Raw genomic sequence first — 20,482 nt, 5'->3', positions numbered from 1 at the left:
GGCCGCGTCGTCACGGCGTCGGACATGACTGGTCTCGCACCCTACCGACCGAGCCGCCGGGGCGAAGGGAGTGTCCAGCGTCGCGTGGGCCACACCGCTCCGGTCCCTGAGCAGCTTGCTCTGCAAGCGTCTCGAAGGGTGCCCGAGATCAGTCCAGCGGGCCGAAGGGGGCGCCCCGCGCGGTGAGCTCCGCCTCGCCGCCGTCGAGGGCGGTGAGCACCCACAGACCGCGCTCGGTGAGCGCGACGGTGTGCTCCCAGTGGCTGGCGACGGCGCCGTCGTCGGTGGCGACGGTCCACTCGTCGGGCAGGACGTGGTTGGCCTGGTCGCCGAGGGTGACCATCGGCTCGATGGCCAGGGTCGTGCCGACGGGCGTGCGCGGCCGGCGGCCGGGCTCGCGGTAGTTGGGCACATTGGGCGGCAGGTGCATGTGCTCGCCGATGGCGTGGCCCGTGTAGTCCTGGACGATCCCGTAGTCGACGCCGTCGGCGCGCGCGTCGTCGGTGATCGAGTCCTCGACCGCGCCGCCGATGTCGTTGAGGTCGCCGTCGGGACGAAGGGCGGCGAGACCGGCCCAGAGGGAGCGCCGGGTGACGTCGTTGAGCCGGACCGCGGCCGGGTCACCGGCCTCGTCACCGCCGACGACGAGGGTGATGGCGCTGTCGCCGTTCCACCCGTCGACCTCGGCGCCGCAGTCGATGCTCAGCAGGTCACCGTCGCGCAGCACCCGGTCGCCCGGGATGCCGTGGACGATCTCGTCGTTGACCGACGTGCACAGCGTGTTGACGTAGCCGGGGACGAGCTGGAAGTTGGGCACTCCCCCGCCGCTGCGGATGAAGTCCTCGGCGAGGGCGTCGAGCTGCCCGGTGGTGACGCCGGCGCGGACCTCGCCGCGCAGCATCTCCAGGGTGCGGCCGGTGAGCAGACCCGCCACGCGCATCGCCCGGATCTGGTCCGGGGTGCGCGGGCGGATCCGCTCACGGCCGAAGAGGGACACGGGTCAGGCGCCCAGGGCGGCGACGATGCGCTCGGCGACCTCGTCGACCTCGCCCTCGCCGTCGACCTGCACGAGCAGGTTGCGCTCGCCATAGGCGTCGGACAGCGGCTTGGTCTCGCGGTGGTAGATGGCCATCCGCTCGCGGATGACCTCCTCGGTGTCGTCGACGCGACCCTCGAGCTCGGCGCGCTTGAGCAGTCGCTGGACGACGACCTCGTCGTCGACGACGAGCTCGAGCACCTTGTCGATCGAGTGGTCGGCCTTGGCCAGCATGGCGTCGAGCGCCGTCACCTGGGCGGTCGTGCGCGGGTAGCCGTCGAGGAGGAAGCCGGGGGCGGCGTCGTCCTGGGCCAGCCGGTCCTCGACGATGGCGTTGGTGATGTCGTCCGAGACATAACCACCGGAGGCGAGGATCTCCTTGACTTGGAGACCGAGCTCGGTCTCGTTCTTGATGTTGGCGCGGAAGATGTCACCCGTGGAGATCGCGGGGATGCCGTAGTGCTCGGCGATCCGGCCGGCCTGCGTGCCCTTGCCGGCACCGGGGGGACCCAAAATGATCAGACGCATCAGCGGAGGAATCCTTCGTAGTGGCGTTGCTGGAGCTGGGACTCGATCTGCTTCACCGTCTCCAGACCGACCCCCACCATGATGAGGATAGAGGTACCGCCGAAGGGGAAGTTCTGGTTGGCCCCGACGAGCACGAGGGCGATGAGCGGGATCAACGAGACCAGAGCGAGGTAGATGGCGCCCGGCACGGTGATGCGGGTGAGCACGTACTGGAGGTATTCGGCCGTGGGTCGCCCGGCGCGGATACCGGGGATGAAGCCCCCGTACTTCTTCATGTTGTCGGCCACCTCGGTCGGGTTGAAGGTGATCGAGACGTAGAAGAAGGTGAAGAAGAGGATCATCGCGGTGAAGACCGCCATGTATATCGGGTGGTCACCCGTGACGAGATAGGTGTTGATCCAGTCGACCCAGGCCGGGTTGTCGCCCGTCGGGTCGGTCTGGAACTGGGCGATCATCTGCGGCAGCGCGAGCATCGAGCTGGCGAAGATCACCGGGATGACGTTGGCCATGTTGACCTTGATCGGGATGTACGTCGAGGTGCCGCCGTACATCTGCCGGCCGACCATCTTCTTGGCGTACTGCACCGGGATGCGGCGTTGGCTCTGCTCGACGAAGACGACCGCGGCGATGATGACCAGGCCGATGGCGATGACGAGGAAGAAGATGTCCCAGCGGCCGTCGCGCTGCTGGATCGCCCACAGCGAGCCGGGGAAGGTCGCGGTGATCGAGGTGAAGATCAGCAGGGACATGCCGTTGCCGACGCCCTTGTCCGTGACGAGCTCGCCGAGCCACATGATCAGGCCCGTGCCGGCGGTCATCGTCAGAACCATGAGGATGATCGAGAACATCGAGTCGCGGTAGAGGATCGGCCCGCACTCGGCGTTGTTGAACAGGCTCGCGGGGTTGCGCGCGAAGGTGATGAAGGTGGCCGACTGCAGCACGGCGAGGGCGATCGTCAGGTAGCGCGTGTACTGCGTCATCTTCGCCTGGCCCTGCTGCCCCTCCTTCTTCAGCTGCTCGAAGCGGGGGATGACGACCGTGAGCAGCTGCACGATGATGCTCGCGGTGATGTAGGGCATGATCCCCAGCGCGAAGATCGACAGCTGGAGCAGGGCGCCACCACTGAAGAGGTTGGCCATCCCGAGGAAGTTGTTGCCCGCGTCGTCACGCGCACCGGCGATGCAGTCCTGCACCGCGGTGTAGTTGACGTTGGGCGTCGGCACGTGGGAGCCGAGCCGGAAGAGCACGATGATGCCCAGCGTGAAGAGCAGCTTGCGCCGCAGGTCGGGCGTCTTGAACGCCCGGGTGAAGACGGAGAGCACGTGGGTTCCTCCAGGACGGTGCCGGGATGCAGATGTGAGCTGCAGGCAGGGAGCCCACCGGCGGCGGGCAACCTGTCAGACGATACCTGCCGCGACTGCGCGGTCGCGACGTGACCCACGGCCCCCTTCGTCAACAGGGGGCCGGGAGACGCGTCGAGGCCGTCCCGGATCGGGACGGCCTCGACACGATGGACCGAAGGGGGTCAGCGAGCGCTGATGCTGCCGCCGGCCGCCTCGATCTTGTCCTTGGCGCTCGCGGAGAAGGCGTCGACCGTGAGGTCGACCTTCACCGTGATCTCGCCGGACCCGAGGACCTTGACCGGGTGTCCGCCACGGACGGCACCCTTGGCCACGAGCTCCTCGACGCCCACGCTGCCACCCTCGGGGAAGAGGGCGGAGATGCGGTCGAGGTTCACGACCTGGTACTCGGCCTTGAAGGGGTTCTTGAAGCCACGGAGCTTCGGCAGACGCATGTGCAGCGGCGTCTGACCGCCCTCGAAGCGCTCCGGCACCTGGTACCGGGCCTTGGTGCCCTTGGTACCGCGGCCGGCGGTCTTGCCCTTGGAGCCCTCACCGCGACCCACACGGGTCTTCGCGGTCTTGGCGCCGGGGGCCGGACGCAGGTGGTGCACCTTGAGCGCGTGGGTCGAACCCTGCTCGGGGTTCGGGGTGGCCTTGGAGTCAGCCATGATCAGTCAACCTCCTCGACGGTCACCAGGTGGCGAACCGTCTGGACCATGCCACGGATCTCCGGGCGGTCCTCCTTGACGACGACGTCGCCGATGCGCTTCAGACCGAGGCTGCGCAGCGTGTCGCGCTGGTTCTGCTTGCCACCGATCTCCGAACGGGTCTGGGTCACCTTCAGCTGAGCCATCACGCACCCGCCTTTGCCTTCTCGGCGGCCTCGGCGCGGCCAGCAGCCTGGGCGCGCAGCATGGCAGCCGGGGCGACCTCGTCCAGGGGCAGACCGCGGCGAGCCGCGACGGCCTCGGGACGCTCGAGGCCGCGCAGGGCCTCGACGGTCGCGTGGACGATGTTGATCGCGTTGTCCGAGCCGAGGCTCTTGGACAGCACGTCGTGGATGCCGGCGCACTCGAGCACCGCACGCACCGGGCCACCGGCGATGACACCGGTACCGGGGCTGGCGGGGCGCAGCATGACGACACCGGCCGCGGCCTCACCCTGGATGGGGTGCGGGATCGTGCCCTGGATGCGCGGGACGGTGAAGAAGTTCTTCTTCGCCTCCTCGACACCCTTGGCGATCGCGGCCGGGACCTCCTTGGCCTTGCCGTAGCCGACACCGACGGTGCCGTCACCGTCACCGACGACGACGAGGGCGGTGAAGCTGAAGCGGCGACCACCCTTGACGACCTTGGCGACACGGTTGATGGTCACGACGCGCTCGAGGAACTGGCTCTCGTTGCGGTCGCGGCCACCGTCACGACGGTCGCGGCCACCGCCGCGGTTGTCACGACGGTCGTTGTTGGAGCGCTCGTTGGTGCCTGCGGCACCGGCGCCTCGACGCTGGGGTCCGGGCATCAGATGTTCCTCTTCTCGACGTTCTGGGTCTGCATCACAGCGTCAGACCCCCTTCGCGGGCGCCGTCCGCGATCGCGGCGACGCGACCGTGGTAGCGGTTGCCACCGCGGTCGAAGACGACGGCCTCGACACCGGCGGACTTGGCGCGCTCGGCGACCAGCTCACCGACCTTCTTGGCCCGCTCGGTCTTGTCGGCCTCGAGCGCACGCACGTCGGCCTCCATGGTCGACGCGGACGCGACGGTCTTGCCAACCGTGTCGTCGACGACCTGGACGAAGACGTGACGGCTGCTGCGGGTGACCACCAGCCGCGGACGCGCCGCGGTGCCGGTGACCTTCTTGCGCAGGCGCAGGTGGCGACGCCCGCGAGCGGCGCTCTTGCCCTTGGCACGCTTGACGATCTTGGCCATGGGTTACTTACCAGCCTTTCCGACCTTGCGACGGATGTGCTCGCCCTCGTACCGGACACCCTTGCCCTTGTACGGGTCGGGGCGGCGGAGCTTGCGGATGTTGGCAGCGGTCTCGCCGACGAGCTGCTTGTCGATGCCCTGGACGCTGAAGCGCGTGGGGTTCTCGACGTTGAAGCTGATCCCCTCGGGGGCCTCGATCGTGATCGGGTGGCTGTAGCCGAGCGCGAACTCGAGCGAGCCGCCCTTGTTCTGCACGCGGTAACCCGTGCCGTGGATCTCGAGCTTCTTCTCGTAGCCCTCGGTGACACCGACGACCATGTTGTTGATGAGGCTGCGGGTCAGGCCGTGGAGCGAGCGCGACTCGCGCTCGTCGTCGGGACGCTTGACCTCGACGCCGGCCTCGGTCTTCTCGACCGTGATCGGCTCGGTCACGATGACCTGCAGCTCGCCCTTGGGGCCCTTGACCTTGACGGTCTGGCCCTCGATGGCGATGTCGACACCGCTGGGGATGGCGACCGGGAGTCGTCCGATTCGCGACATGTCTGCTTCCCCTTACCAGACGTAGGCGAGGACTTCCCCGCCCACACCCTTGGTTGCGGCCTGCTTGTCGGTGAGGAGGCCGGAGGACGTGGAGATGATCGCCACGCCCAGGCCGCCGAGCACCTTCGGCAGGTTGGTGGACTTCGCGTAGACGCGCAGACCGGGCTTGGACACCCGGCGCACGCCCGCGATGGAACGCTCACGGTTGGGGCCGTACTTGAGGTTGATCGTCAGCGTCTTGCCGACGGTCGCCTCCTCGACCTCCCACCCCGCGATGAAACCCTCGGCCTGGAGGATCTCCGCGATGTGCGACTTGAGCTTGGAGTACGGCATGGAGACAGCGTCGTGGTGCGCCGAGTTGGCGTTCCGGACGCGGGTCAGCATGTCCGCGATCGGGTCGGTCATGGTCATGGGCTCTGCCTGCCCCTTCTCACCGCGGTTTCCCCTGGGGACCTTCGGTGTCGTGGTGTTGAAACGTGGTGGCCCGCTGCAGGGTTCTGCGCGAGCAAAGCGAGCTGGTGGCTCCGGGCGGTTACCAGGAGGACTTGGTGACGCCCGGGAGCTCGCCGCGGTGGGCCATCTCCCGAAGGCACACGCGGCACAGGCCGAACTTGCGGTAGACCGAGTGCGGTCGGCCGCAGCGCTGGCACCGCGTGTACCCGCGGACCTTGAACTTCGGCTTCTTGTTCGCCTTGTTGATCAGGGCGGTCTTCGCCATGTCAGTTCTCCTTGAAGGGGAAGCCCAGCTGCTTGAGCAGCGCGCGGCCCTCGTCGTCGTTCGTCGCGGTCGTGACCACGGTGATGTCCATGCCGCGGACGCGATCGATCTTGTCCTGGTCGATCTCGTGGAACATCGACTGCTCGGTCAGACCGAAGGTGTAGTTGCCGTTGCCGTCGAACTGCTTGGGGTTCAGGCCACGGAAGTCGCGGATACGGGGCAGCGCGATCGCCGTGAGGCGGTCGAGGAACTCCCACATGCGGGCGCCGCGCAGCGTGACGTGGCAGCCGATCGGCATGCCCTCGCGCAGCTTGAACTGCGCGATGGACTTGCGGGCCTTGGTGACCTGCGGCTTCTGACCGGTGATGGCGGTCAGGTCGCGGATCGCGCCCTCGATGAGCTTGCTGTCCTTGGCGGCGTCGCCGACGCCCATGTTGACGACGACCTTGACGACGCGGGGGACCTGCATCGCGTTGCCGTAGCCGAACTGCTCCTGCAGCGCGGGCACGACCTGGTCGCTGTACTTGCCCTTGAGGCGCGGGGCCTCGACGGTGGTCTCGATGGTGTCAGTCATGCTCAGAGGTCCTTGCCCGAGCGGCCCGCGACGCGGGTGCGGCTCGCCTTGGTGCGACCGTCGCTCTCGACGGTCTCGACGCGGGTCTTGATGCGGGTCGGCTTGTTGTCCTCCGGGTCGACGATCGCCACGTTGCTCACGTGGATCGACGCCTCGGAGACGACCAGGCCACCGGCCTGGCCGCCGAAGCCGGCCTTGGTGTGGCGGGTGACCCGCTGGACACCCTCGACCACGACGCGCTCGGTCTCGGTGTTGACCGAGATGACCTTGCCCTGCAGGCCCTTGTCCTTGCCGGACAGCACCTGGACGAGGTCGCCCTTCTTGATCTTGAGCTTGGCCATGGATCAGATCACCTCCGGTGCGAGCGAGACGATCTTCATGAACTTCTTGTCGCGCAGCTCGCGACCGACCGGGCCGAAGATGCGCGTCCCGCGCGGCTCGCCGTCGGCCTTGAGGATGACGGCGGCGTTCTCGTCGAACTTGATGTAGGAACCGTCGTTACGACGACGCTCCTTGGTGGTGCGGACGATGACGGCCTTGACGACGTCACCCTTCTTGACGTTGCCACCGGGGATGGCGTCCTTGACGGTGGCGACGATGGTGTCGCCGACGCCGGCGTACCGGCGGCCGGAGCCACCGAGCACACGGATGCACAGGATCTCCTTGGCACCGGTGTTGTCGGCGACGCGCAGTCGCGACTCCTGCTGGATCACTTCTCACTCCTGTCGTCGAGCTGGTTCTCGCTCGCGGCGAGCCTGGCCGAACTGATGTGGTCTATGCCGGTGCGAAGGGGGCGGGGCCCCCTTCGCGTCCGGGGTGGCCTTACTTGGCCTTCTCGAGGATCTCGACGATGCGCCAGCGCTTGTTGGCCGACAGCGGTCGCGTCTCCATGATGAGGACGTGGTCGCCGATGCCGGCGCTGTTGTCCTCGTCGTGCGCCTTGACCTTGGAGGTCTTGCGCATGACCTTGCCGTAGAGCGCGTGCTTGACGCGGTCCTCGACCTCGACGACGACGGTCTTGTCCATCTTGTCGCTGACGACGTAGCCACGACGCGTCTTGCGGTCGTTGCGCTCGGAGGTGGTCACGGTCTCATCCTTCACGTTCTCACTCACTTCGACGCTCCGATCCCGAGCTCGCGCTCACGCATCTCCGTGTAGATCCGAGCGATGTCCTTGCGGACCGCGCGGAGGCGGCCGTGGTTCTCCAGCTGGCCGGTGGCCGACTGGAAGCGGAGGTTGAACAGCTCCTCCTTGGCCTTGCGCAGCTCGTCGACCAGGCGGTCGTCGGTCAGCTCACGCAGCTCGGCCGGGGTCAGGTCCTTGGATCCGACTGCCATCAGTTGACACCACCCTCACGCACGACGAAGCGGCACTTCATCGGCAGCTTGTGCATCGCCAGGCGCATGGCCTCGCGTGCGACGGTCTCGTCCACACCGGAGATCTCGAACATGATCCGGCCCGGCTTGACGTTGGCGACCCACCACTCGGGCGAGCCCTTACCGGAACCCATGCGGGTCTCAGCCGGCTTCTTGGTGAGCGGGCGGTCCGGGTAGATGTTGATCCAGACCTTGCCGCCACGCTTCATGTAGCGCGTCATGGCGATACGAGCCGCCTCGATCTGGCGGTTGGTGACGTAGGCCGGCTCGAGAGCCTGGAGGCCGTAGTCACCGAAGGAGACGGCGGTGCCGCCCTTCGCCATGCCGGAGCGCTTGGGGTGGTGCTGCTTGCGGTGCTTGACCCGTCGGGGGATCAACATCTCAGGACTCTCCCTCGGTCTTGGCCGGGGCCTCGGCAGCGGGAGCCTCAGCGGGGGCGGCGGCCTGGGCCTGGCCCTCGTTGCGGTCGCCGCGGCGGGCGCGGGCGGGACGGTCGTCGCGGTCGCGACGCGGGCCACGACCACGGGGAGCGGCGGTCGCCTGCTGGGCCGCGAACTCCTTCTCGGTCATGTCGCCCTTGTAGATCCAGACCTTGACGCCGATGCGGCCGAAGGTCGTGCGGGCCTCGTAGAAGCCGTAGTCGATGTTGGCGCGGAGCGTGTGCAGGGGCACGCGGCCCTCGCGGTAGAACTCCGAGCGCGACATCTCGGCGCCGCCGAGGCGACCGGAGCACTGGATCCGGATGCCCTTGGCACCGGCGCGAAGGGAGGACTGCATCCCCTTGCGCATGGCGCGACGGAAGGTCACGCGGGCAGCGAGCTGCTCGGCGATGCCCTGGGCGACGAGCTGGGCCTCGATCTCGGGGTTCTTGACCTCGAGGATGTTCAGCTGGACCTGCTTGCCGGTGAGCTTCTCGAGCTCGCCGCGGATGCGGTCGGCCTCGGCGCCACGGCGACCGATGACGATGCCCGGGCGCGCGGTGTGGATGTCCACACGCACGCGGTCACGGGTGCGCTCGATCTCGACGCGGGCGATGCCGGCGCGCTCCATGCCCGTGGACATGAGCTTGCGGATCGCCACGTCTTCCTTGACGTAGTCGCGGTAGCGCTGACCCTCCTTGTTGGAGTCGGCGAACCAGCGGCTCTTGTGGTCGGTGGTGATGCCCAGACGGAAGCCGTGCGGGTTGATCTTCTGACCCATCAGCGGGTCCCTCCCTTCGCGGCCTTCTCAGGCTTGCTCGTCACGAGGACGGTGATGTGGCTGGTGCGCTTGTTGATCCGACCGGCGCGGCCCTGGGCCCGCGGACGGAAACGCTTCATCGTGGGGCCCTCGTCGACGAAGGCGGAGGTGATGACGAGGTTGCGCTCGTCGAAGGGCTCCCCGGCCTCGTCGGCCTTGACGCGCAGGTTGGCGATGGCGCTCTGCAGGACCTTGAGGGTCGGCTCGGCCGCACCCTGGGGGGCGAACTGCAGGGTCGCGATCGCGGTCTGGGTGTCCTTGCCGCGGATCATGTCGACGATGCGACGCGCCTTCTGCGGCGTGACCCGCACGTGGCGGGCGGAGGCGCGGGCGACCAGCGTCTCCTGCTCGGTGGTCTCGGTGGCAGGCATCAGCGACGACGTCCCTTCTTGTCGTCCTTCACGTGACCGCGGAAGGTGCGGGTCGGTGCGAACTCGCCGAGCTTGTGACCGACCATCGCCTCGGTGACGAACACCGGGACGTGCTTGCGGCCGTCGTGCACGGCGAAGGTGTGGCCGAGCATGTCCGGCGAGATCACCGAACGGCGCGACCAGGTCTTGATGACGTTCTTGGTGCCCGCTTCGTTCTGGACGTCGACCTTCTTCTGAAGGTGGTCGTCGATGAAGGGGCCCTTCTTCAAACTACGAGGCATGTCCAAAGGCTCCTATCAGCGCTTCTTGCCGGTGCGGCGGCGACGGACGATGAGCTTGTCGCTCGCCTTGCCGGGACGCCGGGTACGGCCCTCGGGCTTGCCCCAGGGCGAGACGGGGTGACGACCACCGGAAGTGCGGCCCTCGCCACCACCGTGCGGGTGGTCCACGGGGTTCATCACAACACCACGGACGGTCGGGCGCTTGCCCTTCCACCGCATGCGGCCGGCCTTGCCCCAGTTGATGTTCGACTGCTCGGCGTTGCCGACCTCGCCGACGGTGGCGCGGCAGCGCACGTCGACGCGACGGATCTCACCGGAGGGCATGCGCAGGGTCGCGTAGGGACCCTCCTTGCCCAGCAGCTGGATGCTGGTGCCGGCGGAACGAGCGAGCTTCGCTCCCCCACCCGGACGCAGCTCCACGGCGTGGATCGTCGTACCGGTCGGGATGTTGCGCAGCGGCAGGTTGTTGCCCGGCTTGATGTCGGCCGAGGGGCCGTTCTCGATGACCGTGCCCTGCGTCAGCTTGTTCGGCGCCAGGATGTAGCGCTTCTCGCCGTCGGCGTAGTGCAGCAGCGCGATGCGGGCGGTGCGGTTGGGGTCGTACTCGATGTGAGCGACCTTCGCCGGGATGCCGTCCTTGTCGTGGCGACGGAAGTCGATGACGCGGTAGGCGCGCTTGTGGCCACCACCGATGTGACGGGTGGTGATGCGACCGGAGGCGTTGCGGCCACCGGACTTGGTGAGCGGGCGAACGAGCGACTTCTCCGGCGTGGAGCGCGTCACCTCGACGAAGTCGGCGACGGAGCTGCCGCGACGACCCGGGGTGGTCGGCTTGTACTTACGGATTCCCATGTTGTCCTTGTCCTCTCCGTCAGCCCTGGCCGCCGAAGATGTCGATCGTGCCCTCGCGGAGGGTGACGATCGCGCGCTTCGTGTCCTTGCGCTTACCGGTGCCGAACCGCGTGCGTCGGGCCTTGCCGACACGGTTCATCGTGTGCACGGAGTCGACCTTGACGTCGAAGATCTGCTCGACGGCGATCTTGATCTCGGTCTTGTTGGCCCGCGGGTCGACGATGAAGGTGTACTTGCCCTCGTCGAGCAGGCCGTACGACTTCTCCGACACGACGGGACGGATCAGGATGTCGCGCGGGTCCTTGATCTGGGCCGCACTCGAAATGGACTCAGTCACTTGTCCGTCCCCTCTGCAGTCTTGGGCGCGGGCCCGGCGAGGAAGGCCTCGAGAGCCGCCTGGGTGAAGACGACGTCGTCGGCGCACAGCACGTCGTAGGTGTTGAGCTGGTCAGCGGCCAGGACGTGCACGTCGGCGAGGTTGCGCACTGACTTCCACGCGGTGTCGTTGTCGCGCTCGATGACGACGAGCAGGTTGTTGCGCTCGCTCAGGCCACCGAGGACGCTCGCGACGTTCTTGGTGGAGGGGGTGTCCCCGTCCACCAGCGCGCTGAGCACGTGGATGCGGCCGTGACGCGCCCGGTCGGAGAGGGCACCGCGCAGGGCGGCGGCCTTCATCTTCTTGGGGGTGCGCTGCGCGTAGTCACGCGGCTGCGGACCGTGGACGGTGCCACCGCCGGCGAACTGCGGCGCACGGGTCGAACCCTGGCGGGCGCGGCCGGTGCCCTTCTGGCGGTAGGGCTTGCGGCCACCACCGCGGACGTTGCCGCGGGTCTTGGTCGCGTGCGTGCCCTGGCGCGCGGCGGCGAGCTGGGCGACGACGACCTGGTGGATCAGCGGGACGTTGACCTGCACGTCGAAGATCTCGGCGGGCAGCTCGACGGTGCCGTTGGCAGCGCCCTGCGGGCTGATGATGTCGATGGTCGGCACGTCAGGCTCCCTTCACCGCGGTGCGGACGAGGACGACGCCGCCGCGGGGGCCGGGGACGGCGCCCTTGACGAGCAGCAGACCCTTGTCGGCGTCCACGGCGTGGATCGTGAGGTTCTGGGTGGTCTGGCGCACGCCGCCCATGCGGCCGGCCATGCGCATGCCCTTGAAGACGCGACCCGGGGTGGCGCAGCCACCGATCGAGCCGGGCTTGCGGTGGTTGCGGTGGGCACCGTGCGAGGCGCTGACACCGGCGAAGCCGTGGCGCTTCATGACGCCGGCGAAGCCCTTGCCCTTGGTCGTGCCGGTGACGTCGATGGCCTGCCCGGACTCGAACAGCTCGACGGTCACCTCCTGACCCAGGGAGTACTCGGAGGCGTCGGCGGTGCGCAGCTCGACGAGGTGACGGCGCGGGGTCACGCCGGCCTTGGCGAAGTGGCCGCTCTTGGGCTGGCTGACCTTGCGGGGGTCGATGGCGCCGTAGGCGATCTGGACGGCGTCGTACCCGTCGGTCTCCGCGTTGCGGACCTGGGTGACGACGCACGGGCCGGCCTGGATGACGGTCACGGGCACGAGGCGGTTGTCCTCGTCCCAGACCTGCGTCATGCCGAGCTTCTCGCCGAGCACGCCCTTGACGGTCTTGGTGGCAGTGGTAGTCATCTCGTTCAGCCTCAGAGCTTGATCTCGATGTTGACGTCAGCCGGGAGGTCGAGACGCATCAGCGAGTCGACGGCCTTGGGCGTCGGGTCGATGATGTCGATGAGGCGCTTGTGGGTGCGCATCTCGAAGTGCTCGCGGCTGTCCTTGTACTTGTGGGGCGACCGGATGACGCAGAACACGTTCTTCTCCGTGGGCAGCGGCACGGGGCCCACCACCGTCGCGCCGGCACGGGTCACGGTGTCGACGATCTTCCGCGCCGAGTTGTCGATGACCTCGTGGTCATACGACTTCAACCGGATGCGGATCTTCTGTCCCGCCATCTTGTGTCCGTCTCTCTCTCGCCGTCTTGCCTTGGTCTGTGTCGGTCGGCCTGGCCTCCGACCCACGCGGTCGGGTGTGTCGCACCCGCTCCGCGACGCGACGACATGCCGAAGGGCAGGTCGTGCGATCTGGTCGTCGACCCGGTCGAACCGGATCGTGCTTCGTGTCCGATGTGTCGCCCCGCCTCAGGCGGTTCGATGCGTTGTCATCGGGGGAGGCGGTGGCACCTGGCGACCGGGGCAAAGTCCGATCGCCGCGTCACCGCACAACAAGCAACCTGAACAGTGTGCCAGAGCCTGCAGGCTCAGTCCAAATCGGGCCGGGGCGGTGCTTGACAGCCCCGGCTCCGGCGCTCCGGCGCGGTCGGCCGGGGTCGCACCCGACCGACCGGAGTCAGTCCTGCTCGGCGAGGTCGGCGGTCGATTTGCCCTGGTCGCGCAGCCCGTCGATGCGCAGGGAGCGGGCCTCCTCGCGCACCTCCACCTCGGCCTCGGCGGCCGCATCGGACTTCGTGGTGTCGCGCAGCGGGAGGAGCAGGTCCTCCTCGGCCGCCATGCCGGCCTGCAGCTGGCGGGAGCGCTCGATCTCGGAATCGAGCTCGGCACCCAGGAGCAGCACGTTGTTGAGGATCCACAGCCACAGCAGGAAGACGATGACGCCGGCCAGCGAGCCGTAGGTCGCGTTGTAGGAGCCGAAGTTGGAGACGTAGAAGCCGAAGGCCACGGACGCGACGATCGCCACGACGATCGCGACGGCCGCGCCGGGGCTGAGCCAGCGGAACGTCGGATGCTTGACGTTGGGCGTGGCCCAGTAGAGCAGGCCCACCATGAAGGTGACGACGAGCAGGATGACCGGCCACTTGGCGAGGTTCCACGTCATCACCGCGGCCTCGCCGAGGCCGATGGTGTTGCCGATGGCCCGGGCCACGTCACCGCTGACGGCGACGGACAAGATCGTGGCCGCGGCCAGGACGAGCAGCACCGCGGTGACCGCGAGCTGCATGGGCCGCAGCTTGACGAAGCCACGCCCCTCGGGCACCTCGTAGATCCTGTTGAGGGCCCGGCCGAAGGCTCCGACGTACCCCGAGGCCGACCACAGCGCACCCGCGATACCGGCGACGAGGCCGAGGCCGGCCCCGCTGGAGTTGACCATCTGGTCGATCGGGCCCTCGAGGATGTCGACGACGTTGTCCTGGCCCAGCTGGCCGATGACGTCGAGCAGGGTCTTCTTCGTCTCGTCGGGGTCGCCCACGAGACCGATGATCGAGACGAGCGCCAACAGCCCGGGGAAGATCGACAGCACCGCGAAGTAGGTGAGCGCGGCGGCCAGGTCGGTGCACCCGTCAGCGCTGAACTCCTTGATCGCCCGCTTGAAGGCGAAGACCCAGCTGCGCTTCTTCATCTGGCGCAGGGTCGGCTTGGCCACCTCGTCGAGGCCCTCCTCCTCGGGGGCGAGGTCCTCGGTCGTGGTGCTCTCGTCGCTGGCCATATGGCGTGGTCTCCGTGGTCGGGTGCAGCGGTCGTCACCACCATAGGCCGAAGGGGGCCGACCCTCCCGTTGTCACACGCCAGCGCACCTCCTTGGACAAGGCGGGGCTCTCTCTGCGGACAGGCGCGGGTCAGGTGCGCCGAACGGATGCCACGGCCGGGTCCAGGGTCCTCCCCCGGGTGAGCGACTCCCTGTCAAGGCACTCGCGCGCGAGATCAGGGACACTCCCGCCGCCGCGCCACCTCCGCTCGGGGGCGATCCGACCAGTCGGCGAGGTAGCGGCCGCCCGTGACCCTCCGGGCACGACGCAGGGCCCGCCTCCCCTGACGGGGAGACGGGCCCTGCGTGGATGCTGACTCGAGGTCAGCCCAGGATCACTTGATGATCTTGGTGACGCGACCGGCGCCGACGGTGCGGCCACCCTCGCGGATGTTGAACTTCAGGCCCTCCTCCATGGCGATCGGCTGGATGAGCTCGACCTTCATGTCGGTGTTGTCGCCGGGCATGACCATCTCGGTGCCCTCGGGCAGGGAGACGACGCCGGTGACGTCGGTGGTCCGGAAGTAGAACTGCGGACGGTAGGAGTCGTAGAACGGCGTGTGACGGCCGCCCTCCTCCTTGGACAGGATGTAGACCTGCGCCTCGAACTCGGTGTGCGGGGTGATCGAGCCCGGCTTGCAGATGACCTGCCCGCGCTCGACGTCCTCGCGCTTGGTGCCACGGAGGAGCAGACCGACGTTCTCACCGGCGCGACCCTCGTCGAGCAGCTTGCGGAACATCTCGATGCCCGTGACGGTCGTGGTCGTCTTCTCCTCGCGGATACCGACGATCTCGACCTCCTCGTTGACCTTGAGGATGCCGCGCTCGATACGACCGGTGACGACGGTGCCACGACCGGTGATCGTGAAGACGTCCTCGACCGGCATCATGAACGGCTTGTCGAGGTCACGCTCCGGCTCGGGGATGTACTCGTCGACGGCCGTCATGAGCTCCATGATCGACTCGCCCCACTGGGCGTCGCCCTCGAGCGCCTTGAGCGCCGAGACCTTGACGACCGGGACGTCGTCGCCGGGGAACTCGTAGGAGGACAGCAGCTCGCGGACCTCCATCTCGACGAGCTCCATGATCTCCTCGTCGTCGACCATGTCGGCCTTGTTGAGGGCCACGACGATGTAGGGGACGCCGACCTGGCGGGCCAGGAGGACGTGCTCCTTCGTCTGCGGCATCGGGCCGTCGGTGGCGGCGACCACGAGGATCGCACCGTCCATCTGCGCCGCACCGGTGATCATGTTCTTCACGTAGTCGGCGTGACCCGGGCAGTCGACGTGCGCGTAGTGACGCGACTCCGTCTGGTACTCGATGTGCGCGATCGAGATCGTGATACCGCGCTGCTTCTCCTCGGGGGCCTTGTCGATCGTGTCGAACGCCGAGGCCTCGTTGAGGTCGGGGAGCTTGTCGTGCAGCACGCGGGAGATCGCGGCCGTCAGCGTCGTCTTGCCATGGTCGATGTGACCGATGGTGCCGATGTTGACGTGCGGCTTGCTCCGCTCGAACTTTGCCTTCGCCACTGTGTTGTCCTCCTCAGGACGTCTTCTTGGTTACGCCTTTGCCCGGCAGGGTGGCGTCGTTTGTGGGTGTGTGTGGTTGGTCCGTGTCGGGATCCCGGTAATGCTACCGGTCACTCGCCTCGGGTCTTCTTGATGATCTCCTCGGCGACCGCCTTGGGGACCTCCGCGTAGGAGTCGAACTCCATCGAGTAGTTCGCGCGGCCCTGGGTCTTGGACCGCAGGTCACCGACGTAGCCGAACATCTCGGACAGGGGCACGAGGCCGGTGACGACCTTGGCGCCGCTGACGTCCTCCATGGACTGGATCTGCCCACGGCGAGAGTTGATGTCGCCGATGACGTCGCCCATGTAGTCCTCGGGCGTACGCACCTCGACCTTCATCATCGGCTCCATGAGCACCGGGTCGGCCTTGCGGGCGGCCTCCTTGAAGGCCATCGACCCGGCGATCTTGAACGCCATCTCCGAGGAGTCGACGTCGTGGTAGGCACCGTCGATGAGGGTGGCCTTGACACCGACGACCGGGTAGCCGGCGAGCACGCCGTACTGCATGGCGTCCTGGATACCGGCGTCGACGCTCGGGATGTACTCACGCGGGATGCGACCACCGGTGACGGCGTTCTTGAACTCGTAGAGCTCGCCGTCGGTGTCCTCGGACGCCTCGAGCGGCTCGAAGGTGATCTGCACCTTGGCGAACTGACCGGAACCACCGGTCTGCTTCTTGTGCGTGTAGTCGTACTTCTCGACCGCGCGACGGATCGTCTCGCGGTAGGCCACCTGCGGCTTGCCGATGTTGGCCTCGACCTTGAACTCGCGCTTCATGCGGTCGACGAAGACGTCGAGGTGCAGCTCGCCCATGCCGGCGATGATCGTCTGGCCGGTCTCCTCGTCGAGGCTGACCTGGAAGGTCGGGTCCTCGGCGACGAGCTTCTGGATCGCGGTGCCCAGCTTTTCCTGGTCGCCCTTGGTCTTGGGCTCGATGGCCACCTGGATCACCGGGGCCGGGAAGGACATCGACTCGAGGATGACCTGGTCGTTGACGTCGCTCAGGGTGTCACCCGTGGTCGTCTCCTTGAGACCGATGACGGCGTAGATGTGGCCCGCCATCGCCTCGTCGACCGGGTTCTCCTTGTTGGCGTGCATCTGGAAGAGCTTGCCCAGACGCTCCTTCTTGCCCTTGGTCGAGTTGATGACCTGGGTGCCCGGCGTGATCTTGCCCGAGTAGACCCGGATGAAGGTCAGCGTGCCGAAGAAGGGGTGCGCGGCGATCTTGAAGGCCAGCGCGGAGAAGGGCTCGTCGACGCTGGGCTTGCGCAGGACGACCTTCTCCTCGTCGCCGGGGGCGTGGCCCTCCATGGCCGCGACGTCGAGCGGGCTGGGCAGGTAGTCGCGGACCGCGTCGAGGACGGGCTGGACGCCACGGTTCTTGAAGGCCGAGCCGCAGAAGATCGGGTAGAGCTCGGAGTTGACCGTCAGCTTGCGCACGCCGGCCTTGATCTCCTCGACCGTCAGGTCCTCCCCACCGAGGTACTTCTCCATGAGCTCATCGTCGGACTCGGCGACGCGCTCGACGAGGTGGTTGCGGTACTCCTCGGCCTTGGCCTGCAGGTCCTCGGGGATCTCGCGGGTCTCGTAGGAGGCACCCAGGGTGACATCACCCTTGGCGTCGCCGGGCCACACGAGGGCCTTCATGTGCACGAGGTCGACGACACCGACGAAGTCGTTCTCGGCACCGATCGGCAGCTGCATGACCAGGGGCTCCGCACCGAGGCGGTCCTTGATGGTGTCGACGGTGAAGTAGAAGTCCGCGCCGAGCTTGTCCATCTTGTTGACGAAGGCGATGCGGGGGACGTCGTACTTGTCCGCCTGGCGCCACACGGTCTCGGACTGGGGCTCGACGCCCTCCTTGCCGTCGAAGACCGCGACCGCACCGTCGAGGACGCGCAGCGAGCGCTCGACCTCGACCGTGAAGTCGACGTGACCCGGGGTGTCGATGATGTTGATCTGGGTGTCGTCCCAGAAGGAGGTGACCGCGGCGGACGTGATCGTGATGCCGCGCTCCTTCTCCTGCTCCATCCAGTCGGTGGTGGAGGCGCCGTCGTGCGTCTCGCCCAGCTTGTGGTTGACGCCGGTGTAGAAAAGGATGCGCTCAGTCGTCGTCGTCTTGCCGGCGTCGATGTGCGCCATGATGCCGATGTTGCGAACCTTGGTGAGGTCCGTCAGGACGTCCTGTGCCACTCGTTATCTCATCTCGCTCGTTGCGGTCGTGTCTGCCCGGGAAGGGCGGTGGTGGTCGGGGCCGGCGGCTGCCGGCCCCGACCTGCTGTCACCAGCGGTAGTGCGCGAAGGCCTTGTTGGACTCGGCCATCTTGTGCGTATCCTCGCGACGCTTGACTGCGGCACCCAGGCCGTTGCTCGCGTCGAGGATCTCGTTCATGAGGCGCTCGGTCATCGTCTTCTCGCGACGCTGACGGGCGTAGCCGACGAGCCAGCGCAGCGACAGGGTCGTGGCGCGGCCGGGCTTGACCTCGATCGGGACCTGGTAGGTCGCACCGCCGACGCGGCGGGACTTGACCTCGAGGGAGGGCTTGACGTTGTCGAGCGCGCGCTTGAGCGTCTGGACCGGATCGGTGCCGGTCTTCTCACGGCAGCCCTCGAGGGCGTCGTAGACGATGGACTCGGCGATGGACTTCTTGCCGTCGAGCAGGATCTTGTTGACCAGCTGAGTCACCAGCGGGGACTGGTAGACCGGGTCGACGACGAGGGGGCGCTTCGGAGCAGGACCCTTGCGAGGCATTACTTCTTCTCCTTCTTCGCGCCGTAGCGGCTGCGGGCCTGCTGGCGACCCTTGACACCCTGGGTGTCGAGCGAACCGCGGACGATCTTGTAGCGGACACCGGGCAGGTCCTTCACACGACCACCACGCACGAGCACGATGGAGTGCTCCTGCAGGTTGTGGCCGACACCCGGGATGTACGCGGTGACCTCGATGCCGGACGTGAGGCGCACACGGGCGACCTTGCGAAGGGCAGAGTTCGGCTTCTTGGGGGTGGTCGTGTACACGCGGGTGCACACGCCACGGCGCTGCGGCGACCCCTTGAGGGCCGGGGTGGCGGCCTTGGACGGCTTGTCCTGCCGCCCCTTGCGCACCAGCTGGTTGATGGTAGGCAACCTGTTCTCCGTACGTCGGTGATGTTGTCTGCACCCGCCGGGACGAACCCGGCCGATGCTCCTTGGATGCCGCCGACGACCCCCGCACTCGGGTGTGTCGCCTACGGTGCTCTCCCCTGCACTCCCCGTCACGGTCGAAGACCGTGACTCGGGCGCCCGGCGAGAGGGCGAGGAAGGTCGTCACCGATCTTCCTCTGCGCGCGTCACGGCACAGCCGAGCCACGCACGCTGATCAACGATACCGGCGCGCCGATGCCCTCACAAATCGTTACCTCAGCCCAGGCGGTCGAAGGCCGGCGCGTACCGGAAGTCACCGGCCATCTGCGGGCGCCAGGCCCGCAACGGCTTGGCTTGGAAGTTGCGGTCCTCCCACTCCCCCGGGGACGCGATGCCCAGGCCGGAGGCCGGCACGAAGCCGAAGAACCCGTAGTACTCCGGGTCGCCGAGCAGGACGACGGCCGGCTCTGCCTGCTGCTCCGCGCTGGCGACGACGGCCATCATCAGGGCCGCGCCGATCCCCTGCCGCTGGTGGTCGGGACGCACGCCGATCGGTCCGAGGCCGACGCTCGGCTCCCCCGCGAGGCTGCCGCGACTGCACACGACGTGGCCCACGACCTCGCCGTCGAGCTCGGCGACGAAGGTCAGCTCGTCGATGACCGAGCCGTCGGCCCGCAGCCCGCGCAGGAGCTCTCGTTCGACGGACTCGCTCCTGCCGTCGGGGACGCCGAAGGCGGCGTCGTGCAGGGCCTCGGTGGCCGCGGTGTCGTCCGGCGTCTCGCGTCGGATGATGAGGTCGTCGCGCATCAGTACCTGTCCGTGATCCAGTGGCTGTTGCCGGTGAGGAAGGCCCCGAGGTAGACCCCGGCAACGACGAGGAGCACGACCGAGACGATGGTGGCGTCGCTGCGCGAGCGTCGGGCGAAGGTCGTGACCGCCGCGCCCGCGAGGACGAGCGCGAGCAGCTTGCTCACCCCACCGGGCTTGAGGAGCAGCACGAGTGCGCCGACCGCCAGGATCGTGCCGAGCGCCCAGCGCGCCGCGGTGGCACGCACCGACATCGGCTGGCTGGAGTCGTGGTCAGGGGCGGGCACGCCCCCCATCCTCTCTCACCTGCCGGATACGACGAAGGGGGCTGGTCACCGTGCGGTGACCAGCCCCCTTCGGGCAGTGCTGGGGCAATCAGCCCTTGGCCGCGGCCTTGAGGGCGCTGCCGGCGGTGAGCTTGGCGGCGTAGCCACCGGGGATGGTCATCTCCTCACCCGTCTGCGGGTTGCGGCCCTTGCGCTCGGCGCGCTCGACGCGCTCGAGGCTGAAGAAGCCGGGGACGGTGACCTTCTCGCCCTTGGCGACGGAGTCGGACAGGACCGCCTGGAGGGCGGTGATGACCTCGGACGCCGCGGAAGCGGACACGCCAGCCTTCTCGGCGACGGCGCTGGCGAGCTCGGACTTGTTCATAGTGGGATCTCCATCCTTGAAGTTCGTAGGTCGAACAGGGACCAATCAACCAC

At 67.8% G+C, this 20,482-nt stretch carries 32 protein-coding genes; all 32 read right to left on the bottom strand.

Features of this window, described 5'->3' with window-relative positions; translation table 11 throughout:
* Positions 1-148: 148 nt before the first annotated feature.
* The 32 genes from map to NYE39_RS13855 all read right to left on the bottom strand — a co-directional run bounded on the left by map (position 149) and on the right by NYE39_RS13855 (position 20,429).
* On the bottom strand, positions 149-997 hold the full coding sequence (gene map / locus NYE39_RS14010; RefSeq protein ID WP_072623783.1) for a type I methionyl aminopeptidase: 849 nt from the start codon (positions 995-997) through the stop codon (positions 149-151).
* A gap of 3 nt (positions 998-1,000) precedes the next feature.
* Positions 1,001-1,564: an adenylate kinase gene (locus tag NYE39_RS14005; RefSeq protein ID WP_072623782.1), complete on the bottom strand. Its 564-nt coding sequence runs from the start codon at positions 1,562-1,564 to the stop codon at positions 1,001-1,003.
* Complete coding sequence (secY, locus tag NYE39_RS14000; protein ID WP_072623781.1) at positions 1,564-2,886, bottom strand: preprotein translocase subunit SecY; 1,323 nt, start codon at positions 2,884-2,886, stop codon at positions 1,564-1,566. Before secY ends, NYE39_RS14005 begins: the two co-directional genes overlap by 1 nt.
* A gap of 203 nt (positions 2,887-3,089) precedes the next feature.
* The gene (rplO, locus tag NYE39_RS13995; protein WP_341013006.1) at positions 3,090-3,575 is read right to left on the bottom strand and encodes a 50S ribosomal protein L15; all 486 of its coding nucleotides are present in this window, start codon (positions 3,573-3,575) and stop codon (positions 3,090-3,092) included.
* A 2-nt stretch (positions 3,576-3,577) separates the two neighbouring features.
* The gene (gene rpmD, locus NYE39_RS13990; RefSeq protein WP_072623779.1) at positions 3,578-3,760 is read right to left on the bottom strand and encodes a 50S ribosomal protein L30; all 183 of its coding nucleotides are present in this window, start codon (positions 3,758-3,760) and stop codon (positions 3,578-3,580) included.
* A complete protein-coding gene (gene rpsE, locus NYE39_RS13985) occupies positions 3,760-4,425 on the bottom strand; it encodes a 30S ribosomal protein S5 (protein WP_072623778.1) in 666 nt (221 codons plus the stop codon). Before rpsE ends, rpmD begins: the two co-directional genes overlap by 1 nt.
* A 34-nt stretch (positions 4,426-4,459) precedes the next feature.
* Positions 4,460-4,834 (bottom strand): 50S ribosomal protein L18, encoded by a 375-nt coding sequence (gene rplR / locus NYE39_RS13980; RefSeq protein ID WP_072623777.1) that lies wholly within the window; start codon positions 4,832-4,834, stop codon positions 4,460-4,462.
* 3 nt (positions 4,835-4,837) lie between these two features.
* Positions 4,838-5,374 (bottom strand): 50S ribosomal protein L6, encoded by a 537-nt coding sequence (gene rplF, locus NYE39_RS13975; RefSeq protein ID WP_072623776.1) that lies wholly within the window; start codon positions 5,372-5,374, stop codon positions 4,838-4,840.
* A gap of 12 nt (positions 5,375-5,386) precedes the next feature.
* The gene (rpsH, locus tag NYE39_RS13970) at positions 5,387-5,785 is read right to left on the bottom strand and encodes a 30S ribosomal protein S8 (protein WP_072623775.1); all 399 of its coding nucleotides are present in this window, start codon (positions 5,783-5,785) and stop codon (positions 5,387-5,389) included.
* Positions 5,786-5,906: 121 nt separating this feature from the next.
* Complete coding sequence (locus NYE39_RS13965; protein WP_007924699.1) at positions 5,907-6,092, bottom strand: type Z 30S ribosomal protein S14; 186 nt, start codon at positions 6,090-6,092, stop codon at positions 5,907-5,909.
* A gap of 1 nt (position 6,093) precedes the next feature.
* Positions 6,094-6,666, bottom strand: a complete 573-nt coding sequence (gene rplE / locus NYE39_RS13960; protein ID WP_072623774.1) for a 50S ribosomal protein L5 — start codon at positions 6,664-6,666, stop codon at positions 6,094-6,096.
* Between the two features lie 2 nt (positions 6,667-6,668).
* Positions 6,669-7,007, bottom strand: coding sequence for a 50S ribosomal protein L24 (gene rplX, locus NYE39_RS13955; RefSeq protein ID WP_341013005.1), 339 nt, complete (start codon positions 7,005-7,007; stop codon positions 6,669-6,671).
* 3 nt (positions 7,008-7,010) lie between these two features.
* Positions 7,011-7,379 carry a 50S ribosomal protein L14 gene (gene rplN / locus NYE39_RS13950; protein WP_068315433.1) on the bottom strand — a complete coding sequence of 123 codons (369 nt, stop codon included), beginning with the start codon at positions 7,377-7,379 and terminating at the stop codon, positions 7,011-7,013.
* 109 nt (positions 7,380-7,488) lie between these two features.
* The gene (gene rpsQ / locus NYE39_RS13945; RefSeq protein WP_257786372.1) at positions 7,489-7,752 is read right to left on the bottom strand and encodes a 30S ribosomal protein S17; all 264 of its coding nucleotides are present in this window, start codon (positions 7,750-7,752) and stop codon (positions 7,489-7,491) included.
* Positions 7,753-7,775: 23 nt separating this feature from the next.
* Positions 7,776-8,003 (bottom strand): 50S ribosomal protein L29, encoded by a 228-nt coding sequence (rpmC, locus tag NYE39_RS13940; protein WP_072623771.1) that lies wholly within the window; start codon positions 8,001-8,003, stop codon positions 7,776-7,778.
* The gene (gene rplP, locus NYE39_RS13935) at positions 8,003-8,422 is read right to left on the bottom strand and encodes a 50S ribosomal protein L16 (RefSeq protein ID WP_072623770.1); all 420 of its coding nucleotides are present in this window, start codon (positions 8,420-8,422) and stop codon (positions 8,003-8,005) included. The genes rpmC and rplP overlap by 1 nt, the downstream gene beginning before the upstream one ends.
* Position 8,423: 1 nt before the next feature.
* Entirely contained in the window at positions 8,424-9,242 is an 819-nt protein-coding gene (gene rpsC, locus NYE39_RS13930) for a 30S ribosomal protein S3 (protein WP_072623769.1), read from the bottom strand.
* Positions 9,242-9,619 carry a 50S ribosomal protein L22 gene (gene rplV / locus NYE39_RS13925; RefSeq protein WP_418268673.1) on the bottom strand — a complete coding sequence of 126 codons (378 nt, stop codon included), beginning with the start codon at positions 9,617-9,619 and terminating at the stop codon, positions 9,242-9,244. Before rplV ends, rpsC begins: the two co-directional genes overlap by 1 nt.
* A gap of 32 nt (positions 9,620-9,651) precedes the next feature.
* Entirely contained in the window at positions 9,652-9,933 is a 282-nt protein-coding gene (rpsS, locus tag NYE39_RS13920) for a 30S ribosomal protein S19 (protein WP_007924678.1), read from the bottom strand.
* Between the two features lie 15 nt (positions 9,934-9,948).
* A complete protein-coding gene (gene rplB, locus NYE39_RS13915; protein ID WP_072623767.1) occupies positions 9,949-10,785 on the bottom strand; it encodes a 50S ribosomal protein L2 in 837 nt (278 codons plus the stop codon).
* Between the two features lie 19 nt (positions 10,786-10,804).
* Positions 10,805-11,122 carry a 50S ribosomal protein L23 gene (gene rplW / locus NYE39_RS13910; protein ID WP_226282960.1) on the bottom strand — a complete coding sequence of 106 codons (318 nt, stop codon included), beginning with the start codon at positions 11,120-11,122 and terminating at the stop codon, positions 10,805-10,807.
* Positions 11,119-11,772: a 50S ribosomal protein L4 gene (gene rplD / locus NYE39_RS13905; protein WP_072623766.1), complete on the bottom strand. Its 654-nt coding sequence runs from the start codon at positions 11,770-11,772 to the stop codon at positions 11,119-11,121. The genes rplW and rplD overlap by 4 nt, the downstream gene beginning before the upstream one ends.
* A gap of 1 nt (position 11,773) precedes the next feature.
* Positions 11,774-12,430 (bottom strand): 50S ribosomal protein L3, encoded by a 657-nt coding sequence (gene rplC, locus NYE39_RS13900; RefSeq protein ID WP_072623765.1) that lies wholly within the window; start codon positions 12,428-12,430, stop codon positions 11,774-11,776.
* A gap of 11 nt (positions 12,431-12,441) precedes the next feature.
* A complete protein-coding gene (gene rpsJ / locus NYE39_RS13895) occupies positions 12,442-12,750 on the bottom strand; it encodes a 30S ribosomal protein S10 (RefSeq protein WP_007924661.1) in 309 nt (102 codons plus the stop codon).
* A 394-nt stretch (positions 12,751-13,144) separates the two neighbouring features.
* Positions 13,145-14,239, bottom strand: a complete 1,095-nt coding sequence (locus NYE39_RS13890) for a YihY/virulence factor BrkB family protein (protein ID WP_192911483.1) — start codon at positions 14,237-14,239, stop codon at positions 13,145-13,147.
* Positions 14,240-14,613: 374 nt separating this feature from the next.
* Positions 14,614-15,807 carry an elongation factor Tu gene (gene tuf, locus NYE39_RS13885; protein WP_192911482.1) on the bottom strand — a complete coding sequence of 398 codons (1,194 nt, stop codon included), beginning with the start codon at positions 15,805-15,807 and terminating at the stop codon, positions 14,614-14,616.
* A gap of 110 nt (positions 15,808-15,917) precedes the next feature.
* Positions 15,918-18,041, bottom strand: coding sequence for an elongation factor G (gene fusA / locus NYE39_RS13880; RefSeq protein WP_192911481.1), 2,124 nt, complete (start codon positions 18,039-18,041; stop codon positions 15,918-15,920).
* 88 nt (positions 18,042-18,129) lie between these two features.
* Positions 18,130-18,600, bottom strand: a complete 471-nt coding sequence (rpsG, locus tag NYE39_RS13875; protein ID WP_072623757.1) for a 30S ribosomal protein S7 — start codon at positions 18,598-18,600, stop codon at positions 18,130-18,132.
* On the bottom strand, positions 18,600-18,974 hold the full coding sequence (rpsL, locus tag NYE39_RS13870; protein ID WP_007930014.1) for a 30S ribosomal protein S12: 375 nt from the start codon (positions 18,972-18,974) through the stop codon (positions 18,600-18,602). Before rpsL ends, rpsG begins: the two co-directional genes overlap by 1 nt.
* Positions 18,975-19,247: 273 nt before the next feature.
* Positions 19,248-19,778, bottom strand: coding sequence for a GNAT family N-acetyltransferase (locus tag NYE39_RS13865; RefSeq protein ID WP_192911480.1), 531 nt, complete (start codon positions 19,776-19,778; stop codon positions 19,248-19,250).
* Complete coding sequence (locus tag NYE39_RS13860) at positions 19,778-20,065, bottom strand: hypothetical protein (RefSeq protein ID WP_072623755.1); 288 nt, start codon at positions 20,063-20,065, stop codon at positions 19,778-19,780. The genes NYE39_RS13865 and NYE39_RS13860 overlap by 1 nt, the downstream gene beginning before the upstream one ends.
* Positions 20,066-20,153: 88 nt before the next feature.
* Complete coding sequence (locus NYE39_RS13855) at positions 20,154-20,429, bottom strand: HU family DNA-binding protein (RefSeq protein ID WP_072623754.1); 276 nt, start codon at positions 20,427-20,429, stop codon at positions 20,154-20,156.
* Positions 20,430-20,482: the final 53 nt, after the last annotated feature.

This window comes from Janibacter sp. FSL W8-0316 (genome assembly GCF_038004165.1).
Classification (GTDB): Bacteria; Actinomycetota; Actinomycetes; order Actinomycetales; family Dermatophilaceae; genus Janibacter; species Janibacter indicus.
The sequence above is the reverse complement of the archived record's forward strand: the minus strand, read 5'-3'. Positions and strand labels throughout refer to the sequence as shown.